The organism is Streptomyces canus, assembly GCF_041435015.1.
In the GTDB taxonomy this organism is placed as follows: Bacteria; Actinomycetota; Actinomycetes; order Streptomycetales; family Streptomycetaceae; genus Streptomyces; species Streptomyces canus_G.
Map to the genome: position 1 here is coordinate 8,944,197 of NZ_CP107989.1, position 15,500 is coordinate 8,959,696.

Consider the following 15,500-nt stretch of genomic DNA (forward strand, 5'->3'; position numbering starts at 1 on the left):
CAGGGGAAGGAGGGGCCTGCCGGGCAACCGGGAAGGTGATACCCGTGGGTCAGGAGGTGACGGTGAATCCGCTGAAGACGGCTTCGATGTCCTGGCCGGGGTAGTTGACGTTGGCCGCGCTGGCGACCATTCCGGCGTCTTCGGTGCCGGAAGCCGATGGCACCTGGGCGGTGCCGACCTGCGACCAGGTCTGCCCGTCCTTGCCGGCGTACGCCGTGTAGGTGGTGCCGTCCCGGGTCAGCTTGAGATACGCCGGGTGGTAGGTGGCGCCGCCGCCCGCCCAGGTGTCGAGCTTCCCGTCGCCGTCGCTGTCGGTCATGAACTCCAGGCCGTAGCTCTGGGTCATGACCAGCACCGCGTAACCGCCCTTCTCGGGCGCGGTCAGGTCGTTGGCGAGGGCGACGCCCGCCTTGCCGACCGGTGAGGCGCTGCTCTGCGACACCAACTGGGCCTGCACGGTGGCCTTTTCGCCGGCCGCGTCGTCGCGGTAGATGACACCCTTCTCGTCCTTCCAGCCGGACAGGTCCTGGCCGCCCGCCCAGATGGCGAACTGGTCACCGGCCTGGGCGTATTGGGGGTCCTCGGAGGTGGTGTCGGTCGTCAGGTACGGCGCCTGCACGCTGCTCGGGGCGGCCTTCACCTTTGCCTGCACGGTGTCGGACACCTTCGTCGCGCCCTTGGACCCGGTGTAGCTGGCGGTGCCGGTGAGGTCGTGGCTGCCCCAACGGGCGTCCTCGGCCGGGGTCACCGTCCAGGTGGTGGTGAGGGTGGCGCCGTTCTTGAGGGAGCTCGCGGTGGTCGGACCGGCCGACTTGGCGCTCCAGCCGTCCGGCAGGTTCAGGGCCGCCTTGACGGTCTTGATGGTCCCGGTGCTCCAGTTGGTCACGTCGGTGGTCACCTGGAACGGCTTGCCGGCGTCGGTGGCCGGGGCGTCCGGGGTGATCAGAACGGAGGCGGCCGGCGCGTCGTCGCGCTTGAGCGCCCTGATGGCCTTGTCGGCGCCCCTCGCCTTGAGGTTGACGAAGGCCGGGGTGACGCCGAGCGGCGCCGCGTACCCCTTGAGGGTCTGGGGACCGCGGATCACCGTGCCCTGGTTGACGTCGTACCAGGTGCCCGGCGGCAGATGGACGGAGCGGGTCGCGCCGGTGCTCAGCTTCGGCGCGGCCAGTACGGCGGGGCCGAGCATCCACTCGTCGGCGACCGTGTAACTCGCCTCGTCCTTCGGGAAGTCGAAGAACAGCGGCCGCATGATCGGATCGCCGGTCTTCAGGGTGCTCTGCACCTGGTCCCAGATGTAGGGGGCGAGCTTCTCGTGCGTCTTGATCGCCTGCCGGTAGAGGTCGACGGTCTCCTGGTCGTAGTCGACCTTCTGCCCGGTGGTGGTGTCGTTGGTGTCCACCGGCGAGGTCGATGCGTACATCAGCGGCATCAGTGAGGCGGACTGCGCCCACCGCACCAGGACGTCCTTCGTCGGCGCGGGCTGGCCGCCGGAGCCGCCGATCATGTCGGACTCGACGAACGGGTAGCCGATCGTGGAGATGGCCAGGTTCTGGGAGGCGGAGGCGCGCAGCGAGTCCCAGCCGGTGCCCTTGTCGACCTGGCGGGTGACGAAGCCGGCCTCGTGGGCCGTCTTGTTCCAGTGCACCCGGATGCCGGCGCCCTGGAGGTCGAACTCGTCGGCGAGCTGCGTACCGAGCTTCTGGTAGTCCGTTACCTGGGAGCCCTCGCGCGGCGCGCACCTCTCGTCGAAGAAGCGCGTGTCGAACTTCAGCCCGTCGATGTCGTACGTGTCCATGAGGGACTTGAGGTTGCCCTCGTACCAGGCCTTGGCCTCGGGGTTGGCCAGGTCGATGATCCCCGCCTCGCCGTTCCACCAGGTCACGTCACACGGCTTGGTCTTGTCCTTGGCGTCCATGAGCAGATAGCCGTGGTCGACCGCGTACTGGTAGTTGGCGGAGTCCAGGTTGATCCACAGGGTGACCCAGACCCCGAAGTCGAACCCCATGTCGTGGATCTTCTTGGAGAGGCCCTTGGGGTCGGGAAAGGTCTTGGGATCCCACGTCAGGTTGCCGTAGTTCGACTCCCACTTGTCGTCGAGTTGGATGGTGTGCCCGTCCAGCCCGTTGTCGTGGAGGTCGGTGGCGTAGTCGAGCAGTTTCTCCTGGTCGACCTTGGTGTAGAACTGCGCCCAGGAATTCCACAGCGGCTTGGCGTACTGCTCGTAGGGGGCGTCGGACTTGGTGGGCTTGCCGACGATGCCGATGTAGTCGCGGTAGACCTCCAGCGGGGTCGACTCGACGAACACGGTGGCCTTGTAGGTGTCGGGCGACTCGACGACGAAGCTGCCGAGGCCGTCCTTGCCCTTGTTGAGCGCCACGTCCATGACATTTCCGGTGTCGACGCGCAGACCGGTCGACCTGGAGGTGTACCAGAACGGGTCGATCACGTGGTACGACGCCGGGCCGAAGGTCGGGTGGTCGACCTCGCCGGCGTCCAGCGGCCAGGGCTGGTCGGTGCCGGGACCGCCCTGCGGGGTCTCCGCCTCGCCGTGGCCGTACCAGTGGCCGGCCGACGACAGGTCGTAGGAGAGGCCCAGTTGCTTCGGTGCGCCGCCTCGGACGTCCCAGTCGAGCTGGTAGCGGTCGGCGCCGGGGGTGATCCGGGCCTCCACCGTGGCGCCGTCGAGCGTGCTGTCGGCGGTGACGGTCAGGACGCCGTTCTTCCACGTCCAGTCGGTGACGCCGGTCGCGTGCTGCCATGTGCCGTCGGCCGTGGTGAAGCGCAGGGCGCCGGTGTCGCCGGATGCGGTGGCGAGCACGGTCTTCCCGGCGCGGCGCGTGGTCAGGGCGAGTTCGTCGGTGGCCACGTCGAGGGTGTAGCCCGGGGTGTTGGCCGAGGCCGGCACGGAGACCGTGACGGCGTTCGCGGTGCGGGTCACCTTCGGACCGGCGGTGGAGGTGGCGGCGGCCGTGGCCGCGGCGGTGGAGCCGGTAAGGGGTGCCACCAGCATGGCGGCGGTCAGTGCGGCAGCGAGCAACAGGCCGCCGGGACTGCTCAATCGGGCGTGCACTCGTGTCCTCCTGTCGGACAGGACGGTGGCTCAGGAGCGGCGGTGCGTGGTGCCGATGGCGTGCGGAGCGCACGGTCACGACGAAGCGCGGTGCCCGCCGGGGCTGCGGTCTGCTTGATTCTGCGTGCAGATGCAAGATTCGAAGCGATTTCGCACATGCTCTTGCGGGAACCGCCACCTGTCAACATGCGGGGCACACGGCGTCCCGAGTGCCCCGAGGGCTGTCGTGGAGCGGCTGTTGTCCCTGGTGGCGGTCGGTCACGGGGCCCGCCGACCGGCCTCGGCGGGCCCGGAAACCGTTCGTAACGGGCACGTAAATTCTGCGGCCCCCGAGATCCTTCCGGGGGGACGCCCGGTCAGGCCAGGATCACGGAACGGGTCAGATGGCGCGGATTGTCCGGGTCCAGCCCGCGTGCCGAGGCGAGGGCGGAGGCCAGCCGGTGCACCACGACCAGATCTGCCAGCGGGTCCCGGCCGAGTGCCACCAACTGCCCGCCGGTGTCCGCGATCTCGTCGGCGAGACCGGACGGCAGGGCCGCCGGGTCCCCGAACCACCAGGCGACGCGGCCGGGTGCGGTGACGCTGATCGGACCGTGCCGGTACTCCATCACCGGGTAGGCCTCGGTCCAGGCGCCCGCCGCCTCGCGCAACTTCAGCGCCGCCTCCTGGGCGATCCCGTAGGCCCAGCCCTGCCCCAGGAAGGTGAACTGCTCGGCCTCCAACACCCCGGCCGGCAGCGGTTCGTCCAGCGCAGCGCGCCCCTGCTGCGGCAGATGCTCCAGGTCCTCGCCCAAGTGGGCCCGCAGGAGCACCAGTTCGGTGCTGGCGAACCGGGTCTGGACGACCGAGGTCTCGTCGGCGAAGTCGAGCACGACGACGGCGTCCGCCGGCCCCGTCACCGGTGACTGCGGCACCGCGGTCACCGCGGTCGTGGGAGTGTGCCCGCGCAGTCGGCCGAGCAGCTCCAGTACTTCGGTCGTGGTGCCGGACCGGGTCAGCGCGACCACCCGGTCGTAGGCCCGCCCGTCCGGCATCTCGGAGGCGGGGAAGGCATCGGTCTCACCGTGGCCGCCCGACTCCCGCAGTGCCGCGTACGCCTGGGCGATGAACCAGGACGTCCCGCAGCCGACGACGGCGACCCGCTCGCCGGGCCGGGGCAGCGAGGCGGAGACGGGACCGTCGGGCCGCCGGGCCAGTGCCACGGCCTGCCTCCAGCAGTCGGGCTGCGTGGCGATCTCGATGTCGGTCTGACTCATCGGGGACTCCCCTCTCGGGCGCACGGCGTGACCGATACGTGATGCGACGGCCCTTGACACTGTGCGCGTTTCATTGAGCATCATGTCGTTCGATGATTGATAGCACCAGCAATCGAGCATAAACAAGCAAGCGGGCGCGCAATCAGGCGAGCACGCGCTTGACCAAGCACGCCATGCGTGCGGAGAGGTACTCCGTGAAACGGCACCTCGCGGGCCTCGCCGGGGGTACGGCCCTGGCACTGGCCCTCACCGGCTGCGGCAAGGGCAGCTCCTCGGACAGCGGCGGATCCGACGGCAAGACGATCAGGTTCGTCGCGGCGAAGTACGACGACGACACCCAGGCCTACTGGACTGCGCTGATCAAGGACTTCGAAAAGGCGAACCCCGGCTACCGGGTGAACCTCGAAGTCGTCGACTGGGAGCAGATGGACTCCAAGGTCAAGACGTACGTCCAGACCAAGCAGGAACCGGACGTCCTCAACTACAACAAGTTCTCCGACTTCGCCCGGGACGGCCTGGTCTACAAGGCGCAGGACGTCGTCTCCCCCAAGGTGCTGGCCGACTTCCTCCCGCTGTTCCGGCAGAAGGCGCAGTACAAGGGGGCCCAGTACGGGCTGCCCTTCATCTCCAGCGCGCGCCTGTTCTTCTACAACAAGGACATCTTCGCCAAGGCGGGCATAGCCCGGCCGCCGTCCACCTGGGCCGAGGTCGAGGCCGACGCCAAGAAGATCAAGCAGGCCGGTTACATCGGCCTCGGGCTGCCCCTGGGCCCCGAGGAGGCGCAGGCCGAGTTCCAGATCTGGGCGATGAACAACGGCGGTGGCTGGACCGACGCCTCGGGCAAGTGGGCGATCGACCAGCAGGCCAACGTCGACACGCTCAGCTACCTGCGGAAACTGACGAAGGAAAAGGTCACCCAGCCCAACCCGGAGGCCACCAACCGCAAGGACGTCTTCAACCAGTTCGCCCAGGGCAAGATCGGCATGCTCAACGGGGCGGTCTTCATGCGGAAGGGCTTCATCGACCCGGTCGACGCGAAACTGAACTACGGCGTCGCGGCGCTGCCCAGCAAGGACGGCAGCACCCACAAGACGCTCGGCGTGCAGGACTACCTCGTCGCGTTCAAGAAGAGCGACGGGTCGAACAAGGCGGGGGTGAAGAAGTTCCTCGACTTCTTCTACCAGAAGGAGAACGCCGCCAAGTTCGTCTCCACCGAGGGGTTCCTGTCGGTCACCGAGTCGGCTGGTGCGGTGCTCAGCTCCGACAGCAAGAACGCCGCCTACTACAAGCCGTTCGTCGACGCCCTCTCCAGCGCCGAGTTCGCCCCCGCCGACGACCCGGCGTGGGCCGCGGTCGACGGTGCGGTGAAACAGCGCATCGGCACGGGGGTGGCGGGCGGCGACCCGGCCAAGGTCCTGGGCGAGATCCAGAAGACCGCGCAGAAGGGCGACTGACTTCGGTGGCCGTACACGATGTCACCGCAAGCGCCACCGGGGCCGAACACCCGGCCCCGGTGGCGCCGGCGCCGTCCCCGCCGCGCCGCCGTCGCAGGACATGGCGCGCGCTCGAACCCCTGTTGTGGCTCGGGCCCGCGACCCTCCTCATCCTGACCATGGTCGTCTGGCCCATCATCGAGATGATCCGGACGTCCCTGACGAAGGTGAGCTCCACCGGACTGTCCGAGGGGTTCGCCGGCCTTGGCAACTACACCGATCTGTTCGCCGAGGGCGACCTGCCCGGAGTGCTGCTGCGCACCGTCGTGTGGGTCGTCGGGGTCGTCACCGTCACGATCCTGGTCTCCCTCGGCCTGGCCCAACTGCTGAACGCGAGCTTCCCGGGGCGTCGGCTGGTGCGGTGGGCGATGATCGTGCCCTGGGCCTCGTCCGTGCTGATGACGGCGCTCATCTGGCGCTGGATGCTCAACAACTTCTACGGCGTGGTCAACCGGCTGCTCATGGACATCGGGGTGCTCGACGCCCCCGTCAACTGGCTGGCCCATCCGGGGCAGGCCCTCGTGGCGATGATGGGCGTGGCGGTGTTCGTCTCACTGCCGTTCACCTCGTTCGTCCTGCTGGCCGGTGTGCAGAGCATCCCCGGCGAGGTCTACGAGGCGGCGCGGGTGGACGGCGCAGGCCCGGTCCGCGCCTACCTGAGCATCACCCTGCCGCTGCTGCGGCCCTCGCTGGTGGTCGCAGCGATCATCAACGTCATCAACGTGTTCAACTCGTTCCCCATCATCTGGGCCATGACGCGCGGAGGCCCCGGCTTCAGCACCGACACGACCACCACCTACCTGTACAAACTCGCCTTCGACAACCAGTCGGTGGGGGAGTCGGCCGCCATGGCCGTCGTCAACTTCGGGCTGGTCCTCGCCGTGGTGCTGGTCTATCTGCGCGTCGTCCGCCGACAGGAGGACTCCGCGTGAGCAGAACCGCCGTCAGTCCCCGCACCTCCGCGCCGCGCAGGAGGCGGCCACGACCGATGAAACTGCGCACCGTCCTGCTCACCGCGGCCGGCTGGCTGGTGGCGCTCGCGTTTCTCGCGCCCTACGCGGAGATGCTGCTGACGGCGCTCAAACCGACGCCCGAACTGATGAAGTCCCCGCCGTCCTATCTGCCTTCGCACTGGCAGTGGTCGAACTTCACGCAGATCTGGTCGCTCACCGACCCGCGCGTCGGGGACGCGCTGCTGTTCTCGCTGTACGTCGCCGGGGCGTCGACGCTGCTCGCCCTGGCCGTCGGGCTGCCCGCCGCGTACTACACCGCCCGGCACCGTTTCCGCGGGCGCGGCGCCTTCCTGATCCTCGTACTCGTCACCCAGATGTTCGCGCCGACCGCGCTCCTGGTCGGTATCTACCGGGAGATGGTCAGCCTCGACCTGACCGACACCGCCGAGGGCCTCATCCTCGTGAACGCGGCGTTCAACCTGCCGTTCTGCGTGTGGATCCTCAACGCGTACTTCGCGAGCATCCCCAAGGAACTGGAGGAGGCGGCCTGGCTCGACGGCACCGGGCGGTTCGGCGCCCTCACCCGTGTGATCCTGCCGCTCGCGATGCCCGGTGTGGTGACCGCGCTCGTCTACACCTTCATCGGCGCGTGGAACGAGTACGTCGTGGCGCTCACGATCACCTCGTCCGGCAACCGGATGACGCTGACCAGGGCGATCCCCGGCTTTGTCACCTCGTACCACGAGCAGTGGCAGTACCTGTTCGCCACCTCGATCGTCGCGATCGTGCCCGTGGTCGTGCTGTTCGTCTTCGTGGAGCGCTACCTCGTCGCCGGCCTGACGGCGGGCGGCGTGCGCGGATGACCCCGGGGTCCGCGTCGGAGCCGGGGCCGTCGCGGGGGCCGGTACGGGAGCGGCGCCCGGTGTCAGGCGCGGATGACCTCCACACCGGCCGCCTCGAACGACTCGGTCAGTTCGTCCGAGGCGGCCTTGTCGGTCACCAGGACGTCGATGTCCGCCACCGGGCAGATGCGGGCGAAGGCCCGCCGGTCCAGCTTGGAGGAGTCGGCGACCGCGACGACCTGCTGCGCGCGGCGGGCCAGTGCTCGGTTGATGCTGGCCTCGCCCTCGTGGTGGGCGGTCGCCCCGTGGGCCACGTCGATGGCGTCCACCCCGATGAAGACCTGGTCCAGTGCGATCTCCGCGAGCAGTTCGGTGGCCAGCGGTCCGATGAGCTCATAGGACGCAGGCCGGGCCACCCCGCCGGTCACCACGAGCTTGACGTGACGCCGTACGACCAACTCGTTGGCGATGTTCAGGGCATTGGTCACCACGGTGACCGCTGTCTCCGCGCCGCCGGAACTCAGGTCGGCGCGGGTGGCCAGAGCTCGCGCCACCTCGGTGGTCGTGGTGCCGCCGTTCAGCCCCACGACCGCGCCGGCCTTCACCAGCCCGGCGGCCGCGTCCGCGATCCGCTCCTTCTCCGGAGCCTTGCGTGCGGCCTTGTAGCGCAGGGGCAGGTCATAGGCGATCGCGTTGATCACGGCTCCGCCGTGCGTGCGGGTGACCATCTGCTGGCGGGCCAGCTCGTCCAGGTCGCGCCTGATGGTCGCGGCGGAGACGCCCAACTCCTCGGCGGCCGACTCGACTTCGATCCGCCCGTCGCGCGTCAGCATCTCCAGCAGCGCGCTCCACCGGGCCTGCGGTGCCGCCATGTCTCACAACTCCCTGTCGGTGGTGTGCGCCGCGAAGTGCGCACCTCAATGAAACCACAGCGCATGATTGGGTGCTTTATGGACGCCAAACGAGCAAAACCCTGCACTTCCCGCAAACTTCTGCCTCTGCCTCTGCCGCTGTCACGGCCCTCGCACGCCGCGACAGGAGGCCGTCCGTGCCGCTGACTCCCACCGCCGACCTGGTGAGCTCCGCGTACCGCGACGGAGAGGCCGTCGGCGCGTTCAACGTCATCACCCTGGAGCACGCCGAGGCCGTGGTCACCGGGGCGGAAGCCGCGGGCCGCCCGGTCATCTGCCAGATCAGCGAGAACGCCGTGCGGTTCCACGGCAGCCGGCTCGCCCCGATAGCCCGCGCCACCGCAGCGCTCGCCGAGGCGGCCGCCGTGCCCGTGGCGCTGCACCTCGACCACGTCACCGACGAAGCGCTGCTGCGCCGCGCCGCGGACTGCGGCTTCGGATCCGTCATGTTCGACGCGTCCGCGTTGCCGCACGCCCAGAACGTCGCCGCCACGCGCGCGGCGGCCCAGTGGGCGCACGCACAGGGTCTGTGGCTGGAGGCGGAACTCGGCGAGATCGGCGGCAAGGACGGAGTGCACGCACCCTCCGCACGCACGGACCCCGACCAGGCGCGCGACTTCGTGTCCGCCACCGGGGTGGACGCACTGGCCGTCGCGGTCGGCAGCTCCCACGCGATGACCACGCGCACCGCCCGGCTGGACCACGGTCTCATCGCCCGCCTCGCCAAGGCGGTCCCCGTGCCGCTGGTCCTGCACGGCTCGACGGGCGTGCCCGACGAGGAGCTCCGGCAGGCGGTGGCGGCCGGCATGGTCAAGGTCAACATCGGTACGGCACTGAACGCCGCCTTCACCGGCGCGGTCCGCGACACACTCACCGCCGCGCCCGCGGCCGTCGACCCCCGGCCCGCCCTCACCGCTGCGCGCCGGGCGATGGCCGATGCCGTGACCTCGGCGCTGCGGACCCTGTCGGGCGGTGGGTACCGGAAGGGGTGACGGGTTCCGATGTCGGGGTGCGAGACGATCGCCGACGTTCGGCGCTCCAGACGTTCAGGCCTCCTGACCGACGATCAGTACCCGTACCTCGTCGAAGGGCTGGGTCACGCCACCACCGCCGCCCGTACACACAGCACGTCCGGCAGATGCGAGGCCAACTGCCGCCAGCTGTCGCCGTCGTCGGCCGAGGCGTACACCTCGCCGTTGCGGTTGCCGAAGTAGACGCCGGCCGGGTCCGCGTCGTCCGTGCACATCGCGTCCCGCAGCACCGTGCCGTAGTGGTCCTCCTGCGGCAGACCCGCTGCGAGCGGCTCCCAGCTCTTGCCCGCGTCCGCCGTGCGGAAGACCCGGCACCGGTGACCGGCCGGGACGCGGTCCGCGTCGGCGGTGATCGGGAAGACGTACGCCGTCTCACCGCGGTGGGGATGGGCGGCCACCGCGAAGCCGAAGGTGGACGGCAGCCCTTCGCCGATGTCCGTCCAGTGCGCCCCCGCGTCGTCGCTTCTGTACACACCCCAGTGATTCTGGAGGTACAGCCGGTCCGGATCGGCCGCGTCCCGGGCCACCTTGTGCACACACTGGCCGAACTCCGGGTTCGGGTCGGGCAGGAAGACCGCGGAGACACCGGAGTTGGACGGCTCCCAGCTCGCGCCGCCGTCCTTGGTGCGGAACACCCCGGCGGTGGAGACGGCCACGGTCACCGCGCGCGGATCCCGCTTGTCGGTCAGGACGGTGTGCAGGCCCTCACCGCCACCGCCCGGCACCCACTTCGAACGCGTCGGATGCTCCCACAGGGGACGGACGAGCTCGAAGCTCTCCCCGCGGTCCTCGGAGCGGTACAGCGCGGCCGGCTCCGTGCCCGCGTACACCACGTCCGGCTCGGCCGCCGCCGGGTGCAGCTGCCAGACCCGCTCCAGGGAGGCCTCGGTGTCCTTCGGGAACTTCACCGCGGGCTGGGCCGGCTCCGTCCAGGTGCGGCCCAGGTCGTCGGAGTGGAACACGGAGGGGCCCCAGTGCGCGCTGTCACCGCCGGCCAGCAGCCGGGGACGCTCGCCCCGGGTGTCGATGGCGACCGAGTACACGGCCTGCGCGTTGAAATACGGGCTCTCGTCGAACTCCCAGGTGCCGCCGCGCCCACGCCCGATGAACAGACCTTTGCGCGTCCCCACGGCAAGCAGCTTCTCAGTCATACCGATCACCTCCGTGACGTCTTTGTCCCAGACACCGGCCAGTCTGCACCCCGCCACTGACAGTCACCTCTGGAAAGGCCTTCATCGCAGGTCAGGGCGGGGATGGTAACCGTTTGCGGCGATTGACGGGCGGCTTTCGGCAAGATGCCCGCAGCGGCGGGCGGCCCGGTGGGACCGTCGTGACGGAGAACTCGCCGTGAGCCGTGAGCATCGAGGACGGCTCCCCCGTATGGGAGGTCGGTCCGGCATGTTCGTGCGCCCGTCGCTCATGAGGAGGATGCCTTCGATGGCGTTCCGTGGTCCCAAGGTCTGGCTGTGGCGCTGGCGGCGCAATCCACTCAGACGCCGCGCCGACACCGTCGAGGCGTGGGTCGTACTCGGTGCCTGGCTGCTCACCCTGCTGGCCGGGGTGTTAGCCGGTCTGGGGGTGAGCCGGTCCGTCGAGCACCAGCTGGCGCTGGAGCGCGTCGAGTGGCGGCCCGTCGTGGCCCGTCTCGTCGACCAGGCACCCGGCACGGCCGACCCGGGCACGTCGAGCGGTGAACGGGTATGGGGCAAGGTGACCTGGACCGGTGGCGACGGCTCGGCCCACGAGGGCCAGGTCCGCGTCGATCCCGGCAGCACCCAGGGCACACCGGTCACCGTCTGGACCGACGCCCGGGGCCGTCTGATGACCCAGCCCGCCACCGAGGGGCAGGCCCGGATCCGCGCCGCGATGATCGGCATCCTGGTCGGCTTCAGCACCGCGGCCGTCCCCTTCGTGGGCGGTCGGGTCCTCCGCGGCCGTATGGAGCGCCGCCGCCTCGACCAGTGGGACACGGACTGGGCGTTCTTCGGACCGTTGTGGGGCGGGAGGCGGGCCGACGGGAGGTAGAACCGGCGGGTCGCGTGGTGCAGCCAGGGCTGCCCGGGGTGCGGGCCGCGCGAGACACCTCGCGGACCGCACCCGGGACCTCTTTGCACCCCCTGCCGGTGGTCGGGGTCCCCTAAGCGCCCCCCAGAACCTCCCCACAAGCCCGCACCAACCGCTCGTCGTCCAGCACGTCATGGCTGCCGTACCCACCGGACGGTGACGCCAGGTGCCGGCGCCTGGCCGCCAGTTCCGTACGAAGGAGATCGTGGAGGGGGTCTCCTGCAGGGCCCAGGACGGCCAGGCAGGCGGTGATGGTCCGGCGCGTGGACGGCTTCTGCCTCCAGGCCGTCCGCAGGACCGGCGCGGCGAGCTCGCCGTCCCCCGAGATCCGCCAGACCGCACACGCGGCGGACACCCGCTCCCACGGATCCTCCGCCCGAACCAGCCGTCGCAACCCCGGCAGCGCCGGACCGGCCTCCGGCCCAAGCCGCGCCAACGCGTCGGCGGCCGCCCGTCGTCGTGGCCTTCCGTCCGTCAACTCGCCGATCAACACGGGCAGTACGGCCGACGGGTCCCTCTCGACGGACCACAACGCCTCCGCCGCGACCGCCGCGCACTGCGTCCCCAGCAGCTCACGCAGCACCGGTATGACCTCGGAGGCCGCGGCGTCCCCGAACGTGCCGAGAGCACGAACGGCCGACTCCACCACGGCGTCCCGCGGTCGCAGCCCCATGGGCAGCCCCCGCACCAGTCGCAGCACCTCCGGCACCGCCTCCGTGTCGCCCAGCGCCGTGAGCGCCGACACCAGCGGTAGGGCCCGTTCGAACGTCCCGGGGGAGTCCCACACGACCTCGCCCAGCCGACGACGCAGTGCGGGCGCGAGCGGGGCGGCCCCTGTGCCCAGGTGTCCGATCACCTGGCCCAGATCGTCCGGTACGACCGGAGCGGCCAGCACCTCCGCCAGCACCGGCGTCGCCCGGGAATCCCCGCTCCTGGCAAGGGCCTTGAGCGGACCGCCCAGGGTCGGCGCCCCACGCTCCCGGCGCCGTACCCACAGGTCGGGCCGGGAGGCCACCAGGGCGGCGAGGTCGTCGGCGGCGGGTGCGGCCAGACCGAAGAGGTCCTCCAGGACGGACACCGCGGCATCGCGCAACCGGTCCTCCTCGGCGCCCAGTTGAGCACCGACGAGAGCGACCGGCTCGGCCCAGTCGGCACGCCACTCGCGCAACAGCCCCGCCGACATCCATACGGCGTTGCACCGGTCGACGGCGTCCGGACTGGTCAACTGCCCCTTGAGGAGGGCGGTTCGCTCGTCGAGCCGGTCACCGAGTCCGCGGTGCAGGGTCCGCAGCAGCTGTGAGCCCTGCTCGTCCGAGGGCCGCAGCCGCCGCAGCCGCGTCACGAGGGTGCCGGAGTGGGGGCAGTCGACGCCGTTCCGTCTGCCGGCCCGCCGTGCGGACCGCTCCCTGAGCAGCCCGACGGCGACCGTCACCAGGTCGGACGGAAGCCGGTCCGGAGCGCAGTCGGCGAGCTGACCGAGGGCGGCGAGCCGCAGGCCGGGGTCGTGCGGCGCGCTGCTCTGCGCCGTCAGCAACTCCAGCGCCCCGGCAGCGTGCCCGGGATGCAGCCGCACGAAGAGACCCAGGCTCTCGGTGAGGGCGTGCAGGACCCGGTCGTCCCGCTCCAGCACGCAGCGCTCGCGCAACAGGCCCAGCACGCGGGCCGGTTCGTCCAGGAACCGCACGACGGCCTCCGGGGCGGCCCGGCGGACGGAGGGGTCGGCGTCCCCCGTCAGCCGGACGAACACCTCTGCTCCGGCGCACACGCCGATCCGGGCCCGCGCGCCGAGCCCGCTCTCGACGCCGTCCTCCCGTGCTGTGTCCTCCGCCCCGATGCCGACGAGGAGTTCGACGAGGCCGGCCCGGTCCGCGATCTCCCCGCTCGCCGCGAGCGCGAGCAGAAACGGAACGCAGGCCAGTGTCGAGTCGTACACGTCTCCCTGGTGGTGCAAGGCCCCGTACATCCCGTCCAGGGCCGTCTCCCGCTCGGCCGGGTCCGCGGAGGCGAGCCCCCGCAGCAGCCCGGGCACGTCCTCCGCACTGCCGTACGCATGCCGCAGCGAGGCCCAGTCGACCTCGTCGATCCCCGTGAACACGCTGTCCTCCCCAGGCGAAGTACCAACTGATCGGAGTCTGCACCACGGGACTGACAACCAAGCGGAATCGACGGGTGACTGTGAGCGATCCGGACAGTGGGGGAGGGATCAGTTCCGGCCAGGCAGTGCTCGGTCGAGGATCGCGCCCGCGTCCGCCGCGTCGGGCAGGGTGCCGAAGGCGTGCCCCCAGTCGCCACCGAGCCGTGTGGCGCAGAAGGCGTCGGCGACCGCGGACGGGGCGTGCCGGACGAGGAGGGAGGCCTGGAGGGTGAGGGCCATGTGCTCGACCAGCCGGCGGGCGCCCGCCTCGGACGTCGTGGCCAACAGGTCCTTGAGCCGGGTGACGGCCGCGTCCAGACGGGCGTCCGCCCCCTGGGCCAGGGCGAGTTCGCCGAACAGCGCCTGAGCGGTGTCCGGCGCACGGCGCAACGCCCGCAGGACGTCGAGGGCGTTGACGTTCCCGGACCCCTCCCAGATCGACAGCAGCGGTGCCTCCCGGTAGTGCCGGGGCATGCCCGAGTCCTCCACGTAGCCGTTGCCACCGAGGCATTCCAGGGCCTCCGCGGTGAAGGCCGGTCCCCGCTTGGTGACCCAGTACTTGCCGACGGCGGTGGCGATACGGCGGAACGCCTGCTCGCCGGCGTCCCCGCGCACCGCCCGGTCGGCGGCGCCCGCCAGCCGTAGCGTGAGGGCGGTGGCGGCCTCGGACTCCAGCGCCAGATCGGCCAGGACATTGCGCATCAGCGGCTGGTCCACCAGCCGGGCGCCGAACGCGCTGCGATGCCGGGCATGGTGTCCCGCCTCGACGAGCGTCCTGCGCATCAGCGTCGCCGACATCATCACGCAGTCCAGCCGCGTGCAGTTGACCATCTCGATGATCGTCTTGACGCCCTGTCCCTCGGGACCGACCAGCCAGGCGACGGTCCCGTCGAACTCGGGCTCGGAGGAGGCGTTCGACCGGTTGCCGAGCTTGTCCTTGAGGCGCTGGATGCGGAAGGTGTTGCGGGTGCCGTCCGGCAGGACGCGCGGGACGAGGAAGCACGACAGCCCGCCGGGCGCCTGCGCCAGCACCAGGAACACGTCGCACATCGGTGCCGACGTGAACCACTTGTGCCCGCGCAGCGTGTACACGCCCGACTCCGCGGTGGGCGTCGCCGCCGTGGTGTTCGTGCGGACGTCGGATCCGCCCTGCTTCTCGGTCATCCCCATGCCGGCGAGCAGACCGCGCTTCTCGGCCGGCACCCTGAGCTCCGGCTCGTACGCGCGGCCGGTCAGCAGGGGTTCGTAGACCTTCGCCAGTTCCGGCTCCTTGCGCAGCGCCGGGATCGCCGCGTACGTCATCGACGTGGGGCAGCCGTGGCCCGCCTCCGTGTGCCCCCACACCAACCCGCCTGCCGTACGCGCGACATGGGCGCCGGGCCGGTCTTCGGACCACGGGGTTCCAGCCAGCCCCTCGGCGACCGCGGCCCGCATCAGGTGGTGCCAGCTCGGGTGGAAGTCGACCTCGTCGACGCGGTTGCCGTACCGGTCGTGCGTGCGCAGTACCGGCTCGTGCCGGTTGGCCTGATCCGCCCACTCCTGGGATTCGGCGCTCCCGGCCCGCAGACCGAGCCGCCGGATGCCCTCCTCGGCCCAGCCGGCGCCCTCGCGGCGCAGCCCTTCCAGCAGGACGGGATCATCGGAGGCGTCATACGGAGTCAGTGGCGGCGGCTGGTTGGTGACGGCGTGGGTGGCGGCCTGTTCCTGCGCGGGTATGGAGACCATGGCACCTATGTTGCACTCCTG

Annotated in this window: 11 protein-coding genes; 5 read left to right on the top strand and 6 right to left on the bottom strand. The window is 70.7% G+C overall.

Annotation, left to right across the window (positions count from 1 at the left end; all coding sequences use genetic code 11):
- Positions 1 to 49: 49 nt before the first annotated feature.
- Both OG841_RS40750 and OG841_RS40755 read right to left on the bottom strand, forming a co-directional pair.
- Complete coding sequence (locus OG841_RS40750; RefSeq protein WP_371570974.1) at positions 50 to 3,010, bottom strand: TIM-barrel domain-containing protein; 2,961 nt, start codon at positions 3,008 to 3,010, stop codon at positions 50 to 52.
- Between the two features lie 416 nt (positions 3,011 to 3,426).
- Positions 3,427 to 4,326 (bottom strand): SIS domain-containing protein, encoded by a 900-nt coding sequence (locus OG841_RS40755; RefSeq protein WP_371569353.1) that lies wholly within the window; start codon positions 4,324 to 4,326, stop codon positions 3,427 to 3,429.
- Between the two features lie 194 nt (positions 4,327 to 4,520).
- On the opposite strand from OG841_RS40755, the gene OG841_RS40760 reads away from it, so the two are divergent.
- From OG841_RS40760 to OG841_RS40770, 3 genes are read left to right on the top strand one after another with little or no spacing between them, the layout of a single operon-like run.
- The gene (locus OG841_RS40760) at positions 4,521 to 5,780 is read left to right on the top strand and encodes an extracellular solute-binding protein (protein WP_371569356.1); all 1,260 of its coding nucleotides are present in this window, start codon (positions 4,521 to 4,523) and stop codon (positions 5,778 to 5,780) included.
- Positions 5,781 to 5,785: 5 nt separating this feature from the next.
- Entirely contained in the window at positions 5,786 to 6,751 is a 966-nt protein-coding gene (locus tag OG841_RS40765) for a carbohydrate ABC transporter permease (RefSeq protein ID WP_371569358.1), read from the top strand.
- Between the two features lie 56 nt (positions 6,752 to 6,807).
- Positions 6,808 to 7,635, top strand: coding sequence for a carbohydrate ABC transporter permease (locus OG841_RS40770; RefSeq protein ID WP_326671072.1), 828 nt, complete (start codon positions 6,808 to 6,810; stop codon positions 7,633 to 7,635).
- 62 nt (positions 7,636 to 7,697) lie between these two features.
- Here OG841_RS40770 and OG841_RS40775 read toward each other — a convergent pair whose 3' ends face one another.
- On the bottom strand, positions 7,698 to 8,486 hold the full coding sequence (locus tag OG841_RS40775) for a DeoR/GlpR family DNA-binding transcription regulator (protein ID WP_371569363.1): 789 nt from the start codon (positions 8,484 to 8,486) through the stop codon (positions 7,698 to 7,700).
- A gap of 176 nt (positions 8,487 to 8,662) precedes the next feature.
- On the opposite strand from OG841_RS40775, the gene OG841_RS40780 reads away from it, so the two are divergent.
- Positions 8,663 to 9,517, top strand: a complete 855-nt coding sequence (locus tag OG841_RS40780; protein ID WP_371569366.1) for a class II fructose-bisphosphate aldolase — start codon at positions 8,663 to 8,665, stop codon at positions 9,515 to 9,517.
- A gap of 104 nt (positions 9,518 to 9,621) precedes the next feature.
- Here the strand turns inward: OG841_RS40780 and OG841_RS40785 are convergent, their stop codons facing one another.
- Positions 9,622 to 10,707: a WD40/YVTN/BNR-like repeat-containing protein gene (locus OG841_RS40785; protein WP_266552420.1), complete on the bottom strand. Its 1,086-nt coding sequence runs from the start codon at positions 10,705 to 10,707 to the stop codon at positions 9,622 to 9,624.
- Between the two features lie 286 nt (positions 10,708 to 10,993).
- On the opposite strand from OG841_RS40785, the gene OG841_RS40790 reads away from it, so the two are divergent.
- Positions 10,994 to 11,581 (top strand): Rv1733c family protein, encoded by a 588-nt coding sequence (locus OG841_RS40790; protein ID WP_326671075.1) that lies wholly within the window; start codon positions 10,994 to 10,996, stop codon positions 11,579 to 11,581.
- Positions 11,582 to 11,693: 112 nt separating this feature from the next.
- On the opposite strand, the gene OG841_RS40795 is transcribed toward OG841_RS40790, so the two are convergent.
- Complete coding sequence (locus OG841_RS40795; RefSeq protein ID WP_365119794.1) at positions 11,694 to 13,715, bottom strand: HEAT repeat domain-containing protein; 2,022 nt, start codon at positions 13,713 to 13,715, stop codon at positions 11,694 to 11,696.
- A 108-nt stretch (positions 13,716 to 13,823) separates the two neighbouring features.
- Positions 13,824 to 15,479 carry an acyl-CoA dehydrogenase family protein gene (locus OG841_RS40800; RefSeq protein ID WP_371569371.1) on the bottom strand — a complete coding sequence of 552 codons (1,656 nt, stop codon included), beginning with the start codon at positions 15,477 to 15,479 and terminating at the stop codon, positions 13,824 to 13,826.
- Between the last annotated feature and the right edge of the window lie 21 nt (positions 15,480 to 15,500).